This window comes from Nocardia sp. NPDC023852, from assembly GCF_040639505.1.
Taxonomy (GTDB): domain Bacteria; phylum Actinomycetota; class Actinomycetes; order Mycobacteriales; family Mycobacteriaceae; genus Nocardia.
On sequence record NZ_JBFAAB010000049.1, the window covers coordinates 1 to 23,869 of the forward strand.

Annotated in this window: 14 protein-coding genes and 1 pseudogene; 10 read left to right on the forward strand and 5 right to left on the reverse strand. The window is 66.4% G+C overall.

Annotated elements, in window-relative coordinates; translation table 11 throughout:
* From AB0H00_RS31360 to AB0H00_RS31370, 3 genes are all read right to left on the reverse strand, one after another.
* A partial coding sequence (locus tag AB0H00_RS31360) for a beta-ketoacyl synthase N-terminal-like domain-containing protein (protein ID WP_357273438.1) occupies positions 1-191 on the reverse strand: 191 nt, incomplete at its 3' end.
* Positions 184-7,599, reverse strand: a complete 7,416-nt coding sequence (locus tag AB0H00_RS31365) for an SDR family NAD(P)-dependent oxidoreductase (RefSeq protein WP_357273440.1) — start codon at positions 7,597-7,599, stop codon at positions 184-186. The genes AB0H00_RS31365 and AB0H00_RS31360, both read right to left, overlap by 8 nt.
* Positions 7,600-8,497: 898 nt before the next feature.
* Positions 8,498-9,154, reverse strand: a complete 657-nt coding sequence (locus AB0H00_RS31370) for a hypothetical protein (protein WP_357273442.1) — start codon at positions 9,152-9,154, stop codon at positions 8,498-8,500.
* Positions 9,155-9,172: 18 nt separating this feature from the next.
* On the opposite strand from AB0H00_RS31370, the gene AB0H00_RS31375 reads away from it, so the two are divergent.
* Positions 9,173-9,409, forward strand: coding sequence for a hypothetical protein (locus AB0H00_RS31375; protein WP_357273444.1), 237 nt, complete (start codon positions 9,173-9,175; stop codon positions 9,407-9,409).
* Positions 9,410-9,685: 276 nt separating this feature from the next.
* On the opposite strand, the gene AB0H00_RS31380 is transcribed toward AB0H00_RS31375, so the two are convergent.
* The gene (locus AB0H00_RS31380) at positions 9,686-10,459 is read right to left on the reverse strand and encodes an IclR family transcriptional regulator (RefSeq protein ID WP_357273447.1); all 774 of its coding nucleotides are present in this window, start codon (positions 10,457-10,459) and stop codon (positions 9,686-9,688) included.
* A gap of 65 nt (positions 10,460-10,524) precedes the next feature.
* Between AB0H00_RS31380 and AB0H00_RS31385 the strand changes: the two genes are divergently transcribed.
* From AB0H00_RS31385 to AB0H00_RS31425, 9 genes and pseudogenes are all read left to right on the forward strand, one after another.
* On the forward strand, positions 10,525-11,682 hold the full coding sequence (locus AB0H00_RS31385) for a cupin domain-containing protein (protein WP_357273449.1): 1,158 nt from the start codon (positions 10,525-10,527) through the stop codon (positions 11,680-11,682).
* Positions 11,679-12,509, forward strand: coding sequence for a fumarylacetoacetate hydrolase family protein (locus tag AB0H00_RS31390; RefSeq protein WP_357273451.1), 831 nt, complete (start codon positions 11,679-11,681; stop codon positions 12,507-12,509). The genes AB0H00_RS31385 and AB0H00_RS31390 overlap by 4 nt, the downstream gene beginning before the upstream one ends.
* 1 nt (position 12,510) lies before the next feature.
* On the forward strand, positions 12,511-13,131 hold the full coding sequence (locus AB0H00_RS31395) for a maleylpyruvate isomerase family mycothiol-dependent enzyme (protein WP_357273453.1): 621 nt from the start codon (positions 12,511-12,513) through the stop codon (positions 13,129-13,131).
* 417 nt (positions 13,132-13,548) lie between these two features.
* Complete coding sequence (locus tag AB0H00_RS31400) at positions 13,549-14,325, forward strand: serine/threonine protein phosphatase (RefSeq protein ID WP_357273455.1); 777 nt, start codon at positions 13,549-13,551, stop codon at positions 14,323-14,325.
* 264 nt (positions 14,326-14,589) lie between these two features.
* Positions 14,590-15,492 (forward strand): alpha/beta hydrolase, encoded by a 903-nt coding sequence (locus AB0H00_RS31405; protein ID WP_357273457.1) that lies wholly within the window; start codon positions 14,590-14,592, stop codon positions 15,490-15,492.
* Between the two features lie 38 nt (positions 15,493-15,530).
* Positions 15,531-16,268 carry a MerR family transcriptional regulator gene (locus AB0H00_RS31410; protein ID WP_357273459.1) on the forward strand — a complete coding sequence of 246 codons (738 nt, stop codon included), beginning with the start codon at positions 15,531-15,533 and terminating at the stop codon, positions 16,266-16,268.
* Between the two features lie 156 nt (positions 16,269-16,424).
* The gene (locus AB0H00_RS31415) at positions 16,425-17,831 is read left to right on the forward strand and encodes an amino acid permease (RefSeq protein WP_357273461.1); all 1,407 of its coding nucleotides are present in this window, start codon (positions 16,425-16,427) and stop codon (positions 17,829-17,831) included.
* Positions 17,832-18,311: 480 nt separating this feature from the next.
* Positions 18,312-18,443, forward strand: a pseudogene (locus tag AB0H00_RS31420) (hypothetical protein); the annotation flags it as partial.
* An 87-nt stretch (positions 18,444-18,530) separates the two neighbouring features.
* A complete protein-coding gene (locus AB0H00_RS31425) occupies positions 18,531-19,205 on the forward strand; it encodes a hypothetical protein (protein WP_357273463.1) in 675 nt (224 codons plus the stop codon).
* 174 nt (positions 19,206-19,379) lie between these two features.
* On the opposite strand, the gene AB0H00_RS31430 is transcribed toward AB0H00_RS31425, so the two are convergent.
* Positions 19,380-23,846: a type I polyketide synthase gene (locus AB0H00_RS31430; RefSeq protein ID WP_357273465.1), complete on the reverse strand. Its 4,467-nt coding sequence runs from the start codon at positions 23,844-23,846 to the stop codon at positions 19,380-19,382.
* Positions 23,847-23,869: the final 23 nt, after the last annotated feature.

Genomic DNA, 23,869 nt, shown 5'->3' on the forward strand with positions numbered 1-23,869 from the left:
GCCGAACCGACACCGTCACGACCACCACGCAGCAACCGCCAAAAACCCGCGAGATCGACCGCACCCGGCAACCGGCACGACATACCGACAATGGCAATTGCACCGCTCGTAAGGTCCGGTGGTACGCCCCGCTGCCTCCTCGGGCCGCCGTCTCGCAGCGCGGGGGCAATCGCATTCGCTGCTTCAACCATCGGCCCGCACCTTCGCCTCGAGCCAGCGCCGTATCTCGTCCGCCACTCCGGAGGACTTCGCTCCGATGATCGAGAAGTGGTCCGCGTCGATCTCCACCGTCTCGCCCGTGTGCAGCCAGGCCGGCACCCGCTCGACGAGCTCCCCTCCGGGCAACGGCGTTGCCGCACTCAGGCTCAACATCGGCGCGGCGATCGACGCGGGTTGCCGTTCGTCGAATATCTGCATGTACTTGGCCATGGCGACCAGGCCGTGGTCACCGATCTCGGTCATCTCGTCGCCGAGATCGAGCAGCGAGCCCATCGCACTCACGAACACCCGCCGACGTTGCTCCGCATCGTCGGGCGAATAGGGGTCGAGCAATATCACGGCCGCGGGACCGTGCCCATTCTTCTCGAGGCGATGCGCCAACGCCTGCGCGATCGCGCCACCCGCCGAATAGCCGACGAGAACGACCGGTCGCGAGTCCCCGGCCTCTTCCACAATCGCCGCGAGGCAATCCAGCAACCCATCCCACGACCTGGGCAACAATTCCCCGGACCGGGTTCCCGGCAGGCGCAGCACAGTTATCGGGTAGTCGGCGCCGAGCTCACGCGCCAGCCGACCGAACATATGCGGTCCGGTCCCGACCATGAACGACGGAACACAGATCAACGAAGGGCCGACTGGAGCACGGTCGCTCCGCAAGCTCCGCTCCGTCCCTCTGCTCAGCGGTATCGGGGTCGGGAGAACCGGCAGATCGTCGATGGTGGTGAAGGTCTCGGCGAGCTTGGCGATCTCCAGCAACATCGGTATCGCGGTGTCGACTCGCCCGCGCCGGTGCGCGGCCACGACCAGATCGGTGAGCCAGTCCCGAGTCCCGGTTTCCACTGTGGTGTCCGGCATCGGCAACGAGACCAGCATCGGAGCCCGACCCGCGAACAACGGCCCCCAATCCACGTCGATCCCCGCATGGTGAGCGTGCGCGAGGAATGTCAGCAATTGCGTCACCTCGTCGACACCGCGGCGGCCCGCCGCCGCGAACAACGGCGCGACATCCCCGGGCCGACCGGCTAAGCACTGCCGGGTCATCGGCACCAGCACTTCGTCCGGCCCGATTTCCAGGAAACGCCGCACACCCATGTCCACCATGGCGTCTACCCCGGCCTCGAAACGAACCCTGTCGCGTGCGTGACCGACCCAGTACATCGGTTTGGCGGCAGCCACGCCCGCGACCATGCCGAACACGGTGGACACCACCGGCAACAGCGGTCGGCGGTAGGTCACCCGGTCGGCCACGGCGTCGAATTCCGGCAGCATTGGATCCATCGCGCCCTCGGTGGACGATGTCCCCGTCAACCGATCCCGCGCCACAACCAACGCGCAGGCATCGGCCGGCGACCACATCCCAGCCACGTACGCGGCAACCAACTCGCCGAGCGAATGCCCGATAAGCACATCCGCAGTGATCCCGAACGACTCGACCAGCCGGAACAACGCCACCTCGTACGCGAACAGTGCCGGCTGCGTGTACTCCGTCCGATGCGGCCACGCAGTTCGATCCACCCCGGCTTCGCCCACATCACCGAAGACGATGTCCTTCAACGAAACATTCAGCAGCCGGTCGAACTCGGCGCACAGCTCGTCGAACGCTGACGCGAACACCGGAAACGCCGCATACAACCCGGCACCCATACCGACCCGTTGCGCACCTTCCCCGGTGAACAAGAACGCGACCTTCCCGTCGACCGGCACGCCCTCGGCCACACCCGGCACAGCCGATCCCGGCAGACCTTCTGCCAGATCAGCCAACCGGGCCAGCATGGTATTCCGGTCAGCTGCGACGACCGCCCCGCGCCACTGCATGCGGTCTTGCCCGGTCAGCAGCGAATGGGCCACGTCCACCGGTTCCACGTCCGGATGCACCGACAACCACTCACGCAGTCGAGCCGCCTGCGCACGCACTCCCGCTTCGGATTTCGCCGATATCAGCAACGGCACCATCGCCGATGCCACGGCGCCGGAGCCTGATGCGCTCGGCTCGACCGCGCGCCGGGGACTCGCGAGCGCTGCCGCGACATCGACCCGGGACAGCACGAACGCCGCCAACGCCGCCGCAGTGGGATAGTCGAACACCACTGTCGACGGCAATCGCACATCACAGGTTTTGGCGAGCCGGTTACGAAGCTCCACCCCAGCCAACGAATCGAACCCGAGCTCGGTGAACGGCGCATCCGGATCGATAGCGTCAGCGGAGATATGTCCCAACACACCGGCGACCTGCTCACGAACAACGTCGAGCACAATCGCCGTGTGATCCTGCGCCGGTGCGGCGGCCAACCGCCGCACCAATGTCCCGCCATTGTCCGCGGCGCGGCGCACCGGCACCGTGACGATCGAATGAAACATACTCGGCAGAGTTCCACTGCGCGCCTGCGCCGACAGCACCTCGGTGTCGAGCTCTATCCCGATCACCGCTGGCGCCACTGCGGCGATGGCGCGATCGAACAACGCCAAACCATCCCAGGTCTCCAGTGGGCGCACCCCTGTTCCGGCCATCCGCGCCATCGCCACGCTGTCCAGACCGCTGGTCATGCCGCTGCCCTGGTTCCACGATCCCCACGCGATCGACACCGCGGGCAGGCCAGTCGCCCGCCGGTGCGCAGCCAGCGCGTCCAGGAACGCGTTCGCCGCGGCATAGTTACCCTGCCCCGGCGAACCCATCACCCCCATGATCGATGAGAACAACACGAACGCCGAGAGATCCACGCCCTCGGTCAACTCGTGCAGATGCCACGCAGCCTCCGCCTTCGACGCCAGCACCCGGTTCAGCTGCTCGGCGGTCAGGGTCTCGACGGTACCGTCATCGACCACGCCCGCCGAATGGATCACCGCGCTCGGCGCGAACTCGTCCGGCAACTCCGCCAGCAGCGCCGCCAGCGCGGCACGATCGCTCACATCGCAGGCCGCCACCCGAATCTGCGCGCCGGACGCCGTCAACTCGCCCACCAACTCGGCTACCCCGTCGGCCTGCGTACCTCGCCGCGACACCAACACCAACCGGCGTACGCCATGCACTTCGACGACATGCCGAGCGACCAGTGCTCCCAAACCGCCGGTGCCGCCGGTGATCAACACCGCACCCGCCCCGAACGCCGAAGCGGCTTCGACGACGGCGTCCGCGTGGGCCTCCATGGTTGTGGAGACTGCCGCCTGCGACCCTGACGCTCCGCGCCCCGTCGCCGCGGCCGATTCGGCGTGTCGCCGCAACCTCGGCACCTGGAAGGCGCCGCCGCGCACGGCCAGCTGCGGCTCGTCCGAACCGACCGCTGCGGCGATCATGTCGGCTGTCAGGCTCTCCTCGACACCCGCGTCGAGGAGAATGAACCGCCCCGGATGCTCGAATTGAGCACTGCCCACCAAACCCCGCACCGCTGCGCCCGCCGGATCCGGCGCCTGACCTGTCGCTCCCCGCGTCAGCACGACCAGTCGCGAGTCGCTCAGCCGCTCCCGAGTCTGCCACTCCTGCAAGAGCTCCAACGTCGATCGCAGCCACGCGCGCGTCCGGGCCACCACATCACCGTCACCGCTGGGTGACCACACGACCAGCTCCGGCACCACTCCACCGTCGAGCAACCCCGCGAGTCCGGTGTTATCGACACCGAGCATCGCAATCTGCCTCGGAGTGCTCTTATCCAACGACCGCACTTCCGCCCCGGAGTCACCCGGCACCGCCATCCATTCGACTTCGAACAGCGATACACCACGACCGGCGCCCTTGTTCAGCGTCGTGGCGTCCACGAGACGGACGACCACCGAATCGAGGCTCAACACCGGCGCACCGGCGTCGTCGAAGGCGACCACCCGCATCCGCCCGGCGTCCAATCGCACCAGCCGCATGCGCACGGCCGTCACCCCACTGCGATACAGCCGCACTCCGCCGAACGAGAACGGCAACGGCAGCTGCCCCGCCGGCACGTCGTGCGCGAATTCGGTGATCAGCGGGTGAAAGGCGGCATCCAACAACGCGGGATGGATCCCGAACAGCGCTGCCTGATCGCCGGATTCGCCATCGAGCGATACCTCGGCGAGCAGATCGTCACCGTCACGCCAGACCGACCTGACCCCCTGGAACACCGAACCATAGCCGATCCCCATGTCCGCCAACTGGTCGTACAGCCCATCAATCGCCACGGGATCGACGCCGTCGGGCGGCCATCCTCCGGAGACCGCCGATTCGACCCACGCCGGAGCGGCCTCCGCAACCGGCGTCAGCATGCCATTGGCATGCGAAACCCATTCGGCCACATTGTGATTCTCCTCGGAGACAACACGGGAATGGATCACGAACCGACGCCGGCCCGCACCGTCGGCGGTTTCGACGCCGATTTGAATATCTACTGCAGTGTCGTCCTCCAACAGCAGTGGCGCTTCCAGCAACAGCTCCTCGACGAACTCCGTGCCCGCCTTCGCGCCCGCGGCCAGCGCCAGTTCCACAAAACCGGTCCCGGGCAACAGCACCGAACCGAAAGCCGCGTGATCGGCGAGCCACGGATGAGTACGCAATGACACCCGACCTGTGAACAGCCATTCGTCCTTGCCCGCCAACGGCACGCCGCTGGTGAGGAGCGGATGATCCGATGACCCCGCCGAAGAACCACCACCGAATGGCTTCAACCAGTACCGTTGGCGCTGGAACGCATAGGTGGGCAAGGACATCCGGCGCAGCGCCCGGCCCGTGAACAATGGTCGCCAGTCCACCGCGATACCAGCGGTGTGTGCTTGCCCCAGCATTGTCACACACTGCGTCACCTCGTCGACCGAGCGTCGAGACCCGGCAGCCACCACAGAGTCCGCCTCGATGTCCGGGTATTCGGCCAGGCACCGGCGAGTCATCGAGGCCAGCACCGCGTCCGGCCCCACCTCCACGAATCGTCGTATTCCAGCCCGCACGAGAGCGTCCACACTCGGCGCGAATCGCACACACTCGCGCACCTGCTCGACCCAATACTTCGGCTCACACACCTCATCGGCTGCCTGCGCACCCGAGACGGTCGAGAAGATCGGGACGGTCGGCGCGCGATAGGTCACACTTTCGGCTACAGCATGGAATTCGACCAGCATCGGGTCCATCCGCGCCGAATGGAACGCGTGGCTGACCCGCAATCGTGACGTCTCGACCCCCTGGTCGGACAAGGTTCGCGTCGCCTCGTCGACGGCTTCTTTGTCACCGGACAGCACCACCGACGACGGACCGTTCACCGCCGCGACCGACAGTCGATTCCCATACGGCGCCACGATCTCTACGGCACGCTGCTCGGTCACAGCGACCGCCACCATCGCCCCGCCCTCGGGCAACGCACCCATCAAACGCCCCCGTGCCGCCACCAGCACACACGCATCCGCGAGTGACCACACCCCCGCCACATACGCTGCGGCCAACTCCCCGATCGAATGCCCGACCAGCACATCCGGAGTCACACCGAACGACTCCAACAGTCGGAACAACGCCACCTCGAACGCGAACAACGCCGGCTGCGTGAACTCCGTCCGATCCAACAGTCCTTCGGAGGCGGAAGGCGGGTGAGTATCGCAGGAACGAGGAGCGGAGCCCGCCTGGAACCGGCCATCGAATACAGCATCGGCGAACGTCACCTGCCGCAACGAACCACCGAGCAATCGGTCGAACTCCGCGCACACCTCGTCCAACGTCTCCGCGAACACCGGGAACGCCGCAGCCAGCTGCGCCCCCATCCCCACCCGCTGCGCACCCTGACCGGTAAACAGAAACGCCGTCTTGCCCGCCCCGGCCGTTCCTTCGACCACTCCTGGCGACGACGAACCGCTCGCCAACTCGGCCAGGCCCGCTACCAACTGCTCCCGATCGCCGCCGACCACCACAGCGCGGCGATCCCACTTCGCCCTGGTCTCGATCAGCGATGACGCCACGCTCCACAGGTCCGCATCCGGATGGTCGATCAGCCATTGCCGCAGCCGATTCGCCTGGGCGCGCAGCGCAGCACCGGACTTCGCCGACACCAGCAACGGCAGAACATCCACCGTGGCCGTGGGAACCGCGTCACCCTCGACCGAGGAGGCAACTGGCACGGGTGCTTCCTCGAGAACAATGTGCGCGTTGGTGCCGCTGATCCCGAACGAGGACACTCCCGCCCGCCGCACCCGCTCACCCACACGCCACGGCTGGGCCTCGGTCAACAACCGGACCGTGCCTGCCGACCAATCCACATGCGGCGACGGCACATCCACATGCAATGTGCGCGGCAATGTCTCGTGCCGCATGGCTTGTACCATCTTGATCACCCCGCCCACACCCGCGGCCGCCTGCGAATGCCCGATATTCGACTTCAACGACCCCACCCACAGCGGCACCGCACGACCCTGCCCATATGTCGCGATCAACGCCTGGGCCTCGATCGGATCACCCAACGGCGTCCCCGTCCCATGCGCTTCGACCGCATCCACATCCCCCGGCTCCAACCCCGCCGCCGCCAACGCCGCACCGATCACCCGCTCCTGGGACGGACCATTAGGCGCAGTCAAACCATTCGACGCGCCGTCCTGATTCACCGCGCTGCCACGAACCACCGCCAAAACCTCATGCCCCAAACGCTGTGCATCCGACAAGCGCTCCAGCACAAGCACACCCACCCCCTCGGCCCACCCCGCTCCATCCGCCGATGCCGAAAACGCCTTGCACCGCCCATCGCGTGACAAAGCCCGCTGCCGGGAAAACTCCACAAACGACAACGGCGTCGACATCACGGTCACACCGCCCGCCAACACCAGCGACGTCTCCCCGCGCCGCAAGGCCTGGCAGGCCACGTGAATCGCCACCAACGACGACGAACACGCGGTGTCCACCGATAACGCCGGTCCCTCCAAACCCAACGTGTACGCCACCCGACCCGACACCACACTGCCCGCCGACCCGGTACCCGCGTACCCCTCGGCAACCGGACCCGCCGCCATGGCCATATGCTGATAGTCAGCATGCATCACGCCCGCGATCACGCCGGTGTCGCTGCCGCGCAACGAGGTCGGATCGATGCCCGCGTCCTCCAAGGCCGCCCAGGACACCTCCAGCATCAGCCGTTGTTGCGGATCCATCGCCGACGCTTCACGCGGACCGATCCCGAAAAACCCCGCATCGAATTCGCTGATCCCGGAAAGGAAACCGCCCTCCCTCGTGTATGTCTTCCCGAACCGGTCAGGATCGGGATCGAACAACCCCTCTACATCCCAACCCCGGTCCACCGGAAACCCGCCCACGGCATCCGAACCGGAATCCACCAGATCCCACAACTGTCCCGGCGACTCGACGCCACCCGGATACCGGCAGCTCATCCCCACGATCGCAATCGGCTCGTCGATCCGCGCCCGTAACTTTGTCAGCTCGTCGCGAGTCTCCATGAGCTCGACGGTGTACTTTTTCAGGTACTCAAACATGCGTGCGGACGAATCGCCAGCGCTTGTGTCCACGGTGTCACATCCAAATCCAGCGTATTCAGTGTCGTCTAAGAAGCCCGATGGCGAGCGGGCCATCGGGCTACCGATATCGGTCGGTCAGGTGTCGGTTCCGAGGCGGCGACTCGCCGAATACCGATTGATTCGACCGATTGACAACCTTGTGGTGAACCGAGACTCCTTTCACTGCGGTGAAAGGTACGCCGGAAGTGTCATAGGTCTTGCCCGACTCGAGCCCCGCGGCCGGTGCCCTACTTCCCAGAAGACGAAATCAGCGCTCATCCAACATCTCTCTTCGCCGAGCAGGCAGCAACAGAGGCGCCCATGTTGCCTGCTGAGCAGCAGCTTGCCAGCGGTATCGGGTTCTCGCAACTCGTGCAAACGCTCGCTCCGGAGCAGGCCGCGGCCAAGACTTCGTTCGCCCGAATCGAGCCCGGTCACCGCTGGTCGAGCACACATATAGCAGCGGGATCTGCCGGCGCTGCTGCGTGAGGGGCCACGGCGATGCGCACCGCAGCGGCCCGCACCGACCAGGTGGCTGCCGTCGCCGGATTCCACCCCGCCCTATTGGTCACCGACGCGCCTGACCGTCCGCGGCCACCCGGCCGTGCTACACAGCGACAACGGCCCCGAACTGACTGGAAAGACGACTACAGTGCACTGCATTCGACCTCTGCGCCCCGCCGGGCAATCAGCCCGCGCAGTTCCAGTGAACCGGGCCGGCATCGTGTGGGAGTTCACTTCGCTTGTCGTCCGCTGCTTCGACATCATGCCTGGGGCACTGGCTGACTCAGAGATTCGGCGCTGCAGCGGATTCGGCGTTTCGCGTCGCGGAACTCGGTGGTCAGGTGTTTGTCCCGGCCGGTGTCCGGACGACTATTTCGCCACCCAGTTCGTAGTCACCGGACAGCTGTAGCCCGTCTCCGCTCCAGAATCGCCCGGGGTCATACCAGTTGGGGCTGCGGTGCTGCGGCAGCAGTCCCATCGCCTGGTATGTCACAGCCACGATCTCCGCGCAATACGCGCTCTCCAACTCGCGGGCGGCTGCCTGGCTCGGCTTGTGGCGCGGCAGGCGCGCCCGGCCGCGTAGCCAGCGCCCGGCGAGACCGGCGGTGGATGGGAACGGGGTACCGTCGAGCCGGGCAATGGTGCGCAGCAGGCTGTCTTCCATCTGTTGGGTGGCCGGACGGTTCAACTGGCGCAACCAGGCCTGCTGACCGTAGCGGTGCGCCCACACCAGTACAGCATCGCGCAGATTGTGCAACTGAACGCCACGGTGCGCTACTCCCGACCACATGTCGGGTAGAGACCGGCCGAGTTCAGCATGCCAGATCAATGCGGGCAGATCGTCGATCACGACCGACATACCAACATGGTTCACCGGACTGTTCGTCGTCATCCGGATCGCCCGGTCGACTGCCGAATGACCACGGAACAGCCAAATGTCGCCAGTTCTGGTGAGCTCGAGCGCTCGATCCAGACTGATGCCCGCACCCGTCATGGCAGTAGCCTATGCGGTATGAGGTGGTGGAAGGCAGTGGGATTGGCGGGCGCGGCCGGTGTGGTCGCCACTGGTGTGGTGATCGTGCGCGCCGATCGCCGCCGCCGTGCCTACACCCCAGATCAGGTCCGCGAACAACTACACTTGCGATTCGCCCGAGCGACGCCGGCCCAGGCCGCTGCCGAAAGCACCCCTCCGGCAACGCGGGACGCCTCTGGTATGCGCGGGCGCATCCGACGTTTGTTTCGGCGCTGACCACAGCCGGGAAGCGCAGGGACCGCGATAGTCGTCGGATGGGTAGAGCTATTCAGTCGCGTTGGTTCGGCGCCGGGCAGGCTTCGAGGCACGCGGACGACGGCGAGCACTGGGCTGTCAGCGTGTGATTCGACACCACTAACGGTCGGTACCGACCTGCTGATGTCGAGTGTCGACGCGCATTCGATGTTCCCGCCGACCGCGGGCGGAGAGTTCCCGAGCAGCACGCCCGGACTGCGTGCTCTCAGAGAGCAGCGAATGACTTTCCCATCTCGCTCAGTCGCCTCTGCCGGATTCGATGGCACCGGCCGCTCGATGGAGCGTGGCGACGAGGGCCGGCAACTGATGACGGTCGTAGCGGACCGTCGGCATCGAGATCGAGAGGCCAGCGAGCGCCGTACCGTCGGGGTCCCGAACCGGGACTCCGATCGCGACCACACCTCGCTCCGACAGGCCGTTGTTGAGCGCGAACCCGGCACGGCGGACGCGGGTCAGCTGGGCCCGAAGGCTCGGCACGTCCGGCCGTTCCTCGGGGCGCTCGACATACCGCTCCGCGGCATACAGTTCGTCCAACTCAGCCGGGTCGAGGGCCGCGAGCAGCACCAGGCCGGCGGTCGTGCGGTGGGCCGGGAACACCATCCCCTCGCGCGAACCCACCCGGAGGGCGTGCCGGCACTCGACGCTTGCGATGAACCGCGCCGTGTCGCCCGTGCGGATCGTCAGGTTCGCCGACTCGCCCACGACGTCGACAAGCCGCTGAAGATGCGGCAGGGCAGCAGTCCGGAGCCGCGACGTGCGGGTCTGCGAGTGCCTTGCGAGTTGGAGAACCGGACCAGGGTGGTAGACACGCTGGTCGTCCTGAACCGCGAAGTCGCGGTAGACGAGCGTCTGCAGCAATCGGTGGGCCGTCGACCGCGCCACCCCGAGCCGCTCGGCGACCTGGCTCACCGTGAGCCCGCCCTCCAGCTGCAGCATGACCGCGGCCCGGAGCGCGTGGTCGGCACTGGTCACAACGTACGTCGGCGGTGTCTTCGGTTCAGCGCTGCCCATGCCTGCTCGTTCCGCTGTCCAGAATCTCGTGTTCCGCTGATGCGACAAGTGTCAATCTAGGCGACATGAGCACGACTGACATCCCTGTCCGCTTACAGGCGGTCGCGCTGCCGGACCAGCCGGAGGTGACTCCTGCGCTCGAGGAGCTGTACCGCGGCTTCGAGCAGGAGCTGCTCGTTCCGCTGTGGACCGAGATCGGTGACCTGATGCCAGCGCATCCGCGGTCGCGCGCAGTGCCGCACCTGTGGCGGTGGGAGAACCTGCGACGCCTGGCCGAGAAGGCGGGCGACATCGTCCCCGTCGGCCGCGGCGGTGAACGTCGCGCGATCGCGCTGGCGAACCCGACCCTCGGCGGTCGGCCGTTCGCCACCCCGACGCTGTGGGCGGCGATCCAGTACCTCATGCCCGGCGAAGACGCCCCTGAGCACCGCCACACCCAGCACGCCTTCCGTTTCGTGGTCGAGGGCTCGGGCGTGTGGACCGTGATCGGCGGCAGCGGCGAGGTGCCCGTCGGCGACGCCGTCCCGATGCGCCGCGGCGACTTCCTGCCGCAGGCCGGCTGGAACTGGCACGCGCACCACAACGCGACCTCGGAGCCGATGGCGTGGATCGACGGGCTGGATATCCCATTCCAACACGTCATCGAGTCGCAGTTCTTCCAGTTCGGTCGCGAGGAAATCAGCGAGCCCGAGCGGATCACGTCGGAGCGCTCGCGCTCCGAGCGCCTGTGGGGCCACCCAGGCCTGCGGCCGCTCTCCGTGGGCGAGGTCGCTCCCGGCTCGCCGCTGCTCGCCTACAAGTGGGAACACACCGACGGCGCCCTGAACGACCAGCTGCTGCTGGAGAAGGAGGGGTACGGTGGCACCGTCGAGCCCGGCCACGCGGCCGTCCGCTTCTCCAACCCGCACAACGGCTCCGACGTACTGCCGACCATCCGCGCGGAGTTCCACCGGACCACCCGCGGCGCGGAAACCGCACCGGTTCGTGAGACCGGGTCGTCGGTCTACCAGGTCTTCGACGGCTCCGGCACGGTGACTGTCGGCGACAAGACCTGGTCGGTCACCCGCGGCGACCTGTTCGTCGTCCCGTCGTGGGAACCCTTCTCCGCCAAATCGGAGGCCGGCGGCACCGACTCCGACTCCGGTGCGCTCGACCTCTTCCGTTTCTCGGATGCGCCCGTCTTCGAGGCGCTCCAGCTCAACCGTCAGGAGACCACCCGATGAAGCTCGCCACCCTCCGTGTCAACGGCGGCACCCGCGCAGTCCGCCTCGACGGTGATCTCCTGGTCGACCTCGGCTACGACGACCTCGGCGCGCTCTTCGCTCAGGACGAGTGGCCCACGATCGCCGCCACCGCCACCGGTGAGACCTGGCCGGCCGAGGGCGCCGACCTCGCCGCCGTCGTGCCCAATCCGTCGAAGGTGATCTGCGTCGGCCACAACTACACCAACCACATCAAGGAGATGGGTCGCGAGCTCCCGAGCTACCCAACCCTTTTCACGAAGTTCGCCGATACCCTCATCGGTCCGAACGACCGGATCGTGAAGCCCGCCGAGACCGACGCGCTCGACTGGGAGGTCGAACTGGTGGTCATCGTCGGCAAGCCGGTCCGCCGGGCGACCGAGGACGAGGCCGCCGCCGCCATCGCGGGCTTCACCGTCATGAACGACGTGTCGGTGCGCGACTGGCAATTCCGAACCATCGAGTGGACCCAGGGCAAGATCTGGGACTCCTCCACGCCCGTCGGCCCCTACGTCGTGACTCCCGACGAGGTCGGCGGCGTCCGCCCGGCGCTCGAGGTCAAGACAGTCGTCGACGGCCAGGTCATGCAGCACGACGACACCGGCACGCTGCTCTTCGACCCCGTGCACCTCATGCAGTACATCTCGACCGTCATCCGGCTCAACCCGGGCGACATGATCGCCACCGGGACGCCCGCCGGGGTCGGCCACGCCCGTGAGCCCAAGGTCCACCTCGTCGGCGGCGAGACCGTCGTGACGGAGATCGCCGGCCTCGGGGCATGCACCAACCAGGTCGTCAAGGAGTCGTGAGGTGCGCACGCACGCGGACTCGCTGAAGTGGGTCGAGCACGGTACGGAGTTGCTCGCCGCGCAGGTGACCATGCTGGAGGAGCAGGAGATGGCGGAGCCGAGCGCCCTGCCCGGCTGGACGCGCAAGCACCTCCTGGCGCACGTCGCTGCCAACGCGGACGCACTCGCCAACCTCGTGCACTGGGCCAGAACCGGTGATCGCACGCCGATGTACTCCTCGATGGACCAGCGCAACGCCGACATCGAGTCCGGCGCGAAGCTCTCCGCGACCCAGCTGGCGGCATGGATGAACGAGGCAGCGCGCAACTCGGCCGTCGCGATGGATGCCCTGACCAGGGAGCAGTGGCGCGCCGAGGTCGTCACCGCGCAGGGCCGGACCGTGCCGGCCACGGAGATCCCGTGGCTGCGGGCGCGCGAGGTGTGTGTGCATGCCGTCGACCTCGGCACTGGCCTGACCTTCGCAGATCTCCCCGACGAGTTCCTCTCCGCGCTCGTGGCGGACATCCAGACCAAACGCGGTCTCGATGAAGTTCCTGACGGGCAGCTGCCCGAGGTCGCCGCCTACCTCGCCGGTCGTCCCCACTCCCTCGCCGACGTCCACGACCTCGGCCCCTGGCTCTGAGGAGACGGCAATCTGGTCGTGAATTGTCACGGCGGCCGGTGGGCCCGATGGTCCGCGATCGGGGTGCGAGCGGTAGTGCCCGTGGTGAACAGCAGGGCGCCGTAGCGGGCCTCGCGCAAGGCCGGCGCGAGCCACCTTGATGCCGTCTCGGCAATGTGCTTCTCAGGGCCATTCGGCCCTATCGAGTACCGCGGTTGTACTGCTGAAGTGGTACCGAACGATGCGCACCCCCGAGTATGTCGTGGAATGCGCTCCGGTCTTTCATGCAATGAATGGGCATGAACCGAACAGGTCTGGACGATCCATGACGAATTCAGAAGCCGACGAACCGGGTGACGGGCACGGAAATTCTTCTGCGCGCTCTGCGAGAGGGTCAGCGTCGCAAAGATTTTCGACATGGCGGGTGTCATGGGTGCTATGACGACTGCCGCGTCGACCTGTCGTGAGGTGCTGCGGTCCGCCGGAGCCTCGTGGGATTCGGTGAGCAGACGTGGACCGCGTTCCATCAACGCCGACGCAGTCGCCGCGATCTCCGACCCGAGTACGGGTCGCATCGCCTGCGTCGTCGCCGACGGTGTCGGAGATCATCTGTTGGCGGCGCGAGCGGCACGGGCTTGTGTCGCGGTCGCCGCACTAGTCGGCGCCCGCGCTGGAGCGCGAGCCGCAATCCTCGCCGCACAACGGGAATTGCTGCGTGAATTCCCGCAGCCTGAAGCGGACACTGTCCTGGTCGTCGCGGTGCTTCCGGCATCCGACCAGCCCGACGCGCCAGGCGACATCGCTTGGGTCGGTGACTGTCGCGCCTACCGATGGAACGGGCGAGTGTTGCAGCAGATCACCACCGACCACACCGTCGCGGAGTTCTGGCGAGTTCGTGGGCGCAAGCCCGATCCCGGGATGGATCACATCGTCACCACCTCGATACGCACCACTCGTCCATCCGACATCGGACACGCCGCCACGGGCTCCAGCAACGGCAGACTGCTGCTGTGCACCGATGGCGTGCACAGGCGTCTTGGTATCGCCACGATCAAATCGACGCTCGCGGACAACACAACAGCCCGGCTCGCCGCGGACTCCCTGGTGGACACCGCACTGTGGATGGGAGGAACCGACAACGCCACCGCACTCATCACAGACGGTAGATCACCTATCGCCGACGCGGACAGCGATCCGCTCGAGACCACTCGATGAACACATTCCGGGATGCTGCTATCCCCTCCCACCAGATACCTGGACCCGATCCTGGCCAGGGATCGAGCCCTACCACCAGTCTCGAGTAGCCACGACGTACGGCCCGGCGAAGCCGCCGCACGCCCGGGCAATCCGGGAGCTCAACGCCGAGCACGATCACGGAGTTCGCACATCGCCCCACGGCAGTGCGTCCTGCGCACGTTTCGGGGTACTGCGGTGGAAAGGCTTGACCCTGACCCTGCGTCAGGGTTGGAGCCTTGTCGCATGACGAACAACATCACTTCCTCGGCGCAGCTCGCTCCACCGATCGGAAGGTTCCACGAGATCGACGGCCGTCGCATTTTCGTGCATCGGTCGGGCAGTGGCGGACCAGCCGTCGTGTTCCTGCCGGGCGCGAGCGCGGTTGGGCTTGACTATTTCGGTGTCCAGCAGCAAGTTTCGCAGTTCACCACCGCCGTGGTGTACGACCGCGGCGGCACGGGCTACAGCGATCCCCTCCCGCTGCCGCGCAGCGCCGCCGCGGTCGCCACGGAACTGCACGAGCTGTTGCACGCCCTGAATATCGCCGCTCCATACGTGCTCGCGCCACACTCCCTGGGCGGCTTCTACGCGCATCGGTTCGCGCAGCTGTACCCGCAGGAGGTGGCCGGCCTGGTCTGGTTGGACGCCCTGCACCGCGACTGGGACGACTTCATGCCTGCGACGGCGAGTCTGGCCGCGATCGAGCAGACCGCACCGGACCTCGAGCAGCTCGAACAAATGCGCCCGGCCCTGCGCGAGTGGGGCACCGAGTTGCTCGCGGACTACCCGGAGCATATGCGGCAACCGCTGCTCGAGGCCAAGATGAGTGACGAATGGCTCCACGTCGGTATCGCCGAGCGCGGCACGTTGGCCGAACTCGCCACCGAGTTGCGCGCCGGGCCGAACATCCCTGATGTCCCGGTGGTCGCTCTCACCGTGTTGGGCGACGACCCCGCCCAGCCGGAGCGGGCGCGGCAAGAGAGGCATGACGCCAAGACGAGAATGGACGCGGCCCTGGTGAGCGCGGTCTCGCACGGGAAACAACGGATCCTCTCCGACACCTCCCACCACCGGCTCTGCGTCGACCGCCCTGATGCCGTGGTCCAGGCGATCCGCTACGTCGTCGACCGGGCGGCCCGCCCCTAGACTCGGCCCGACCATGCCCGACGATCAGAGGTGAACGGTTGCTTACGATCAGCCAGCTCGCGGCGACCGCCGGCGTGACCGTGCGCACCGTTCGCCACTACCATCACGTCGGTCTGTTGCCCGAGCCCGAGCGTGATGCCTCCGGCTACCGCCGTTACAGCGCGCAAGTGGCGGTGGATCTCATTCGGATCAGGACTCTCGCTGATGCCGGTGTTCCGCTGGCCCGTATCGATGCGCTGCTGCACGCACAGCCGACCGAGTTCGCCGCTGCGATTACCGACATCGACGCCGAATTGCGGCGCAAGGTCGACCAGCTCACCGAATACCGCCGCCGGATCGCTGAATTGGACAGCGGCGAAAGGCTTGTCCTGCCCCCCGAGGTGGTCGCCATCCTGAACCGGATGCGTCGTCTCGGGGTCAGCGAACGGAGGGTACGAGTCGAGCGCGACTCGTGGATTCTGATGCAGGCACTGGATCCGCGCGCCATGCCGCAGCGGATACGGGACAAGAACGCCGGCTTCGACGATCCCGAGACGACGCGCCTGTATCTCGCCTGCGATCAATCAGTCGACTGGGATCCGCACGATCCACGCCTGGACCAGCTCATCGACGACCTGGACGCATGGGAGATCAAACACGAACGAGACAGCAGCCGGCCAGGGAACCTGAAGCTGATCTCTTCCCGGATCTCCGAGGAAACACCGGCATGGCAACGCATCCTCGATGCGCTCGCCGACCGCGCCGAGCGGCGCCGGACCGCCGGGCACGACAGCTGAAGCCAGCACCGTGGCCACGTCCGACAGCTGAGGCACAGTGTGTGACGAATCCCACTTCACTGCTATCTTGCCTGAATTCAACTGAGCTATGGAGGCTCGATGGCACTCAGCCGCAAATCAGACGTGAATCCCCCAGCAAGGGATGGGGCGCCGCCGGTGACTTCCACCCACGAGGGAGAGGGAATCCCTCCGGGTAGGGCATCGGGGCGGCCAGTCCGGATCCTCCACAAGGGCGGGTTACGGCAACGGCACCTGACGATGATCGCCCTCGGCGGAATCATCGGTGCCAGCCTGTTCGTCGGCAGCGGATCGGTCATTCACACCGCCGGACCGGCGGCCGTGTTGTCCTATGCCCTCGGCGGGGTGCTCGTCATCTTCGTCATGCGCATGCTCGGTGAAATGGCCACCGCCAAGCCCACGCTCGGTTCGTTCATGGAGTATGCGCGAGAGGCCCTCGGTGGGCGTGCCGGCTTCGTCGTCGGGTGGTTGTACTGGTATTTCTGGGTCGGCGTGGTCGCCTTCGAAGCCGTCGTCGGCGGCAAACTCCTCGGCGGATGGTTCCACGTACCGGATTGGGTGTTCGCGCTGGTGCTCATGTTCATCCTGACGGCCACCAACTTGCTGTCGGCGCGCTCGTTCGGAGAGACCGAGTTCTGGCTCGCCTCGATCAAGATCGCCACCATCATCGTATTCCTCTCCGTCGGTGCGCTTGTCGTCCTCGGGCTCTGGCCGGGCTCGCAGCTCTCGGTCGCCAACATCGGTCAACACGGCTTCATCGTCAACGGTGGGTTCTCGATCCTGCAGGGCGTCGTGGTGGTGATCTTCTCCTACTTCGGTGCCGAGATCGTCACAATGGCGGCCGCCGAATCGGAGCACCCGGCCAAAGCGGTGGCCAAGGCCACCAACACCGTGCTGTGGCGGATTCTGCTCTTCTATGTCGGATCCGTGGCCCTGTTGCTGATGATCACCCCATGGACCGAGATCCCCGCCGACTCCAGCCCGTTCGCGGCGGCCTTCGACAAGTTCGGCCTTCCCGCGGCCGAGCAGATCATGAATGTCGTCGTGCTCACCGCAGCACTGTCCGTCCTCAACTCCGGCCTCTACACCGCCTCTCGGATGTTGTTCGCCCTCGCCAACCGTGGATGGGCACCGAGCTGGACCAAGGATTGCAACCCCCGTGGGGTTCCCTGGAAGGCGATCCTGCTCAGCACGATCGTGGGCTATGCGGCGGTCGCCATGAACTACGTCTCACCAGATCGGGTGTTCTCGTTCATCATGAACTCCGCCGGGGCGGTGGCCCTGTTCGTCTATGTCATCATCGCCCTTTCCCAGCTGAGCCTGCGCTCCCGCATGACCGACGAGGAGAAATCCGTGCTTGGCCTGAAGATGTGGCTGCATCCGTGGCTCGGCATCGTCACCGTTCTCGGAATCGTCGTCATCATCTTCTCGATGAGCCTGATCGAGGCCACCAGGCCGCAGCTGTGGCTGAGCCTCGTCAGCCTCGGGGTGCTTTTGGTGGCCTACTCGGTCACGCAATGGGTGCGCCGCCGCGCACGAACCTGACCGTCCCGCTCCTGAGATGGCTTCGCCTCTCCCTCGGTTCGCGGCCGTCGCGGAGAGACGTTCTACTCGTAGGGCCGAAATATTCAGGCAATCATCGTGATCGGGGTGCTGGTTCGTCGTGTGCCGTGATTGACGGTGTGTGGGTCCGAGCGGTTTCTGGTGATGACGGCGTGGAGGCGGCGCAGGATCGTCGCGACAACGGCGTTGTCGGCCCCAGAGCGGAACCGGCAGGATCACAACGGGTTTCGGGGTAAGCGATTTCGGGGATCACGCTTTGCCGAGCCTCTGCGGCGTGCTGGAGGGGCTCGGCGTTGCCCGGGTGCCGTTCGGCTCGACAGCCGGTCCGGATCGGGGTCCATCTGAAAACGGACGAAAACGGACATCGGGATTCATTGTCAAAGCGGCGCTGCGGGAGGGTTATCTTCCTGTCGGCCGCCGCCTCCCAGGGCAGCTACGACCCGGCCACTGGCCCTGTGGACCATCGCCGACCTCGCCGACGGCGCCACCGCCACCCTCACCCTGCAAGCCAAGGCCACCGCGGCCGGCCCGATCACCAACACCGCCACCGTGGACGGGAACGAAACAGACCCCACCTCCGCCAACAACACCGACACCGTAACCATCTGCGTCGAACGTGCCTCCTCCTGCTGCGACCCCTGCACCCCACACCCTCAACCCCCCGGCTCCTGCTGCAGCAGCGTGGACATCGACCCGGCCGGCTGCAACGCGCTGACCTGCACTCCGTCAAGCCTGCTCGTCCCGCAGACCCGCGTCATCGGAAGCTCCGGCCCGGCACCGGCCCGGATCGCCAACGACCAGCAGTCCATCGACGTCGTCGTGCAACGCCCGCCTGCCGATGACTGCCCGCAGAACTACAGGATCCAGGCATACCTGACGCCGCTGCGTGGCGAGGCCGGTCGAGTCGCTGATGTCGACCTTCGGCCGACCCGTGTCAGCAATGACTGGGCGAACACGGCATTGCAGGTCACGCTTCCCGATCCTGGCGTGTACCTGGTGATCGGCGATATCGACACGAATATCTGCGCGATCATCGACTACGGGGGCGGCACGAACCTGTGGACCGAGGTGCGCCTCATCCATGTGCAGTCCGGCGCCGTCGAACTCGCACCCCGCATATCAGCCCAACACCAGTTCCGGGCAGCGCCAGAGACCCGCTTCCAGCATTGTTCCCACGGTCCGACCTCGCTGTCCGGGCTCGTCACCGTGACTGCGGCGCAAGGGTCGAAAACTGTCCGCGTGCAAGCGATCCTGCACGGCGGCGGCTCAGGCGACGGCATCGACGATGCCACGCTACAGACCTCGTACTTCCAAGGAGACCGTTCCTACCTGACATACGTGAAAATCGCCGACTAGCAGACCCGCTGAATGCCGAGGTGTCGAGGCCGACAGCACGGGGCGAGTGATTCTTCCGGGACACCCATGCTGTCGGCACTTTCCACGGATGCTTGATCCCACAAGGTTGGGTGGCCGTTCCACCCCGGTCGGATGCGGCCCCTCTGCGCATCGCCCACCCTTGGAATCGAGCATCTAAATCTGTCGGTCGATAAGAGCAAGAAGCTCATCAGCGCTAGCGGCCGCCTCGACGGCCACGCGAACGCTGCGAGTCGGGGATTCACGTTCGGCTGCGGCCTCGGCCAGTGCCGAACGGATCCGCTCGACCAACCGCTCCTTCTCATCGGCAGACGTCGTCGCCAACAGCCGACGCAGTGAGACGATCTGGTCATCGACCATCGACACGGTCGCGGTGGCCTCCCAACGCGAACGCAAATATTTCGCCACTGCGGTAGTAGTCGGATAGTTGAACACCAGCGACGACGGCAGTTTCATGCCCGTCGCCTCGGCGAGCCGATTCCGCAGCTCGACCACACCGAGCGAATCGAATCCCAGTTCGGTGAACGGGGCGTCGGGTTTGACAGCAGCGGCAGATGGGTGTCCGAGCACAGCTGCGGCTTGTTCCCGCACGAATCCGAGCACCACCGCATCCCGTTGATCCTCCCGCGCGGCGGCGAGCCGCCCAGCCAACTGGCCGCCGGCGGCGACACCATTCGCCGCGCGCCGCACCGGTGCGGGCATCAGGCTGCTGAGCACCTCGGGCAGCAGCCCGGCTCGGGCGTGGGCCGCCAGCATCGGCTTGTCGAAGTCGGCGCAGACGGCCACGGGTTCGTCCGCGGCGATTGCGGCGTCGAGCAGCGCAACTCCATCGTCATCGCCGAGGACCTTGATGCCCAGCCGCTCCAGCCGGGCCAGGGAGGCCCGGGCCAGCTTGCCTGTCATACCTGCTTCCTGGTGCCAGGGCCCCCACGCCACCGACAACCCCGGCAGGCCCTGGGCGCGGCGGGCACGGGCCAGCCCGTCGAGGAACGAATTCGCCGCCGCATAGTTGCCCTGTCCCGGCGCGCCGAATGTCGACGCCACGGAGGAGAACATGATGAACGCCGCCAGATCGTGCCCACGGGTCAGGTCGTTCAGGTGCAGCGCGCCGTCGACCTTGGGCGCGAGCACACGGTCGATCTGCTCCGCAGTCAGCTTCTCGAGCGTGGCGTCGTCGACCACACCCGCGGAATGAATCACCGCCGTCAACGGATACTCGGCCCCGATCGTATCGAGCACGGCCGCCACACTCGTGCGGTCACCGACATCGCATGCGACAACACGGATTTCGGCCCCCATATCAGTCAATTCGGCCACCAGCTCCGCGACGCCCGCCGCCGCTTCACCCCGACGTGACACCAACAAGAGGTGCTCCACACCATGCACGGCAACCAGATGCCGAGCCATCACCGCACCCAAACCACCGGTGCCACCGGTAATCAATACCGTGCCATTCCCGAACATCGCACCCGGCTCGGACGACTGCGGTTCTTCGGGCCGAACACCGCCGGACAGTCGCGGCACGAACATCCGGGAATCACGTACCGCAATCTGACCCTGATCCGACTCGATGGAACTTCGCACCACATCAGCGTCCAGAATGCCCTCGTGGTCCAGCAGCACAATCCGATCCGGGTGCTCCGATTGAGCGGTGCGGACCATGCCAGCCACCGCGGCAGCGGCCAAGTCGACCGACTCACCCGCCACGCCCGTCGCCCCGCGGGTCGCCACCACCAAACGAGAATCCTCCAGCCGCTCGCTTGACAACCACGACCGCAGGATCTCCCAGACTGCGTGAACCGACGCCCGAATCGCTGCAGCATGCCCATCGGACGAAGCGTCACCGATCCGCCCATCCCCGTCGACAGGGTCGACGGTGAGTTCGTCGGCAAGCGACCAGACAACCAGGTCCGGAATCTCCTCGGTCGCAGCCAATTCCGCAACGTCGGAATAGTGCCGGTCGACCCCGACCACCCGCGCCGACCCCAATGTCGCCATCACGCCGACGGACGTCGGGGCAGGTAGCTCCGAGGAGACCCATCGCAGGTGCAGCGGCAACGAGCGGCGAGTAGTCGTGCTTGCCACGTTCAGAGCTTCGACGTCGACCGGACGCGCGATAACGGCATCGATGGTCAACACGATCGAGCCGGTGTCATCGACAACATCGATTCCGACCTGTCCACCGCTGTCCCGGACCACCCTCGCGCGCACTGCCCCGACGCCGGAACGCCACAGCCGAACTCCCGCGAACGAGAAGGGCAACGGCAACTGTCCCGTGGGTAGGTCGTCGGTCAGACTGTCGATCGCCACGTGCAGGCAGCTGTCCAGCAGTGCGGGATGGATGGCGAATGCGGATGCCGAACCGCTCGCCGACTCGTCGAGCGAGACTTCCGCGAAGGTCTGCTCGCCGCGGGTCCACATCGCGGTCACGCCCTGGAATGCCGGGCCGTACTCGAAACCCCGCTGCGCCAGGCGATCATAGAAAGATGCGTCGTTCGACGGCTCTGCCCCGAGAGGAGGCCAGGTCTGCTCGCTCCATATCCGGGCGTTATCGGCGGCAGCGGCCAACACACCCCCTGCGTGCCGCACCCACGGGTGCTCGTCGGCCGAGTCCCCGTCGGCAGCGGGGCGGGAATAGATTGCGAAAGCACGCCGGCCCCCGCCATCGGGTGCCGCAGCACTCAACTGGAGGTCGACCTCGGCGTCGCCGACGAGCATCAGCGGGGTTTCCAGCAGCAGTTCCTCGATGACGTCGACGTGTAGCCGCGCGCCCGCGCTCAACGCCAATTCCGCGAAGGCCGTCCCCGGCAACAACACCGAGCCGAACACCGCGTGGTCAGCGATCCAAGGATGAGTCCGCACCGAGAACCGGCCCGTGAACAGCCACTCGTCCTTACCCGCGACCGGCACGACATTCGCCAGCAGCGGATGCCCGAACGTACCGGTCACGCCTCCGGACGGCGGCTGCAGCCAGTAGCGGCGGTGCTGGAACGCATAGGTGGGCAACGCCACCCGATCCGTAGCACGCCCAGAGAACAAGGGCCGCAAGTCCACGGGCAGTCCCACTGTGTGCGCCTGTGCCAGGCACATGACGAACTGCGCCGACTCGTCGATCGATCGCCGCGACGACGCCACCACCGTAGACTTCGCCTGCCTGTCCGCATGTTCCGCCAGGCATTCGCGAGTCATCGCGGCGAGCACCGCGTCCGGACCCACCTCCACGAACCTGCGCACACCAGCCTCGACCAGCGTGTCCACGCCGGGAGCGAACCGCACGCAACCACGAACCTGCGCCACCCAGTACTCAGGATCACACACCTCGTCACCGGCCTGCTCACCCGACACGTTCGACAGGATCGGCATCAACGGCTCCCGATACGTCAATCTCTCAGCCACAGAACGGAACTCGTCCAGCATGGGCTCCATCAACACCGAATGGAACGCGTGCGAGACCCGCAGCCGAGTGGTTTTACGGTGCTGCGCCGACAACGTCCGCTCCACCTCATCGACGGCGTCGGAGTCGCCGGAGATCACCACCGACTCCGGCCCGTTCACCGCCGCTATCGACACGCGACCGTCGTACTCGGCGATAACCTCCGCCATGTCGGTCTCCGACACGGCGACGGCGAGCATCGCCCCGCCTACAGGCAGCGCACCCATCAACCGGCCCCGCGCCGCCACCAGCACACACGCATCCGCCAGCGACCACACCCCCGCCACATATGCCGCGGCCAACTCGCCGATCGAATGCCCCGCAACGACGTCCGGTGCCAGACCGAACGACCCCAGCAACCGGAACATCGCCACCTCGAACGCGAACAATGCCGGCTGTGTCCACTCTGTCCGATCCAACACCCCCTCCGGATCGGTGAACATCACCTCCTTCAACGCCGACGCGGAGTTCCTCGAGGCGTGGTCGGGCGACGGGTGGGGCTTGTCGCGGTGACGGTCGAACTCCCCGCACACCTCGTCCAATGCCGTCGCAAACGCCGGAAACGCCTCGTACAAGCCCGCACCCATACCCACCCGTTGGGCGCCTTGACCGGTGAACAGGAAGACTGTTTCTCCCGGACCCGCAACGCCATCGACGACCAACGCCTGCCCCTGAGCACCTGCATCCAGGGAAGCCGACCCCAGTGAAGAATTCGCCAGAGCCTCCAGTCCGGCCAGCAGCTCCTGCCGGTCACGCCCGATGACAACACCCTGCTGATCCAACAATGCCCGCGAGTCCAGCAACGACCGCGCCACCGCCCAGAGGTCCACATCGGCACGGTCGGCCAACCATGCCCGCAACCGGTCCGCCTGGCCCCGCAACGCCTCCTCCGACTTCGCCGACACCACCAGCGGCACCACGTCGATGTCGATGTCCGACACTGCCGCCACTGGTTCGCCGCCGTCATGCTCCGTTACGGCATGCGGCGACGGTGCCGCCGGTGGTTCCTCGAGGATCACGTGCGCGTTCGTGCCGCTGATCCCGAACGATGACACTCCTGCGCGCCGCGGCCGGTCGCCGGCAGGCCACGGCTCCGCGTCGGTCAGCACCCGCACCGCTCCCGCCGACCAATCCACATGCGGGGACAAGGTATCCACATGCAGTGTCTTCGGCAGTATCTGGTGCTGCAATGCCTGCACCATTTTGATCACGC

Excerpts from the sequence above, each read along its gene's own strand:
- AB0H00_RS31365 (WP_357273440.1), bottom strand. The coding sequence starts at position 7,599 with ATGGAGACTCGCGACGAGCTGACAAAGTTACGGGCGCGGATCGACGAG.
- AB0H00_RS31405 (WP_357273457.1), top strand. The coding sequence starts at position 14,590 with ATGACGAACAACATCACTTCCTCGGCGCAGCTCGCTCCACCGATCGGA.
- AB0H00_RS31375 (WP_357273444.1), top strand. The coding sequence starts at position 9,173 with ATGAGGTGGTGGAAGGCAGTGGGATTGGCGGGCGCGGCCGGTGTGGTC.
- AB0H00_RS31380 (WP_357273447.1), bottom strand. The coding sequence starts at position 10,459 with ATGGGCAGCGCTGAACCGAAGACACCGCCGACGTACGTTGTGACCAGT.
- AB0H00_RS31370 (WP_357273442.1), bottom strand. The coding sequence starts at position 9,154 with ATGACGGGTGCGGGCATCAGTCTGGATCGAGCGCTCGAGCTCACCAGA.
- AB0H00_RS31400 (WP_357273455.1), top strand. The coding sequence starts at position 13,549 with ATGACGACTGCCGCGTCGACCTGTCGTGAGGTGCTGCGGTCCGCCGGA.
- AB0H00_RS31390 (WP_357273451.1), top strand. The coding sequence starts at position 11,679 with ATGAAGCTCGCCACCCTCCGTGTCAACGGCGGCACCCGCGCAGTCCGC.
- AB0H00_RS31385 (WP_357273449.1), top strand. The coding sequence starts at position 10,525 with ATGAGCACGACTGACATCCCTGTCCGCTTACAGGCGGTCGCGCTGCCG.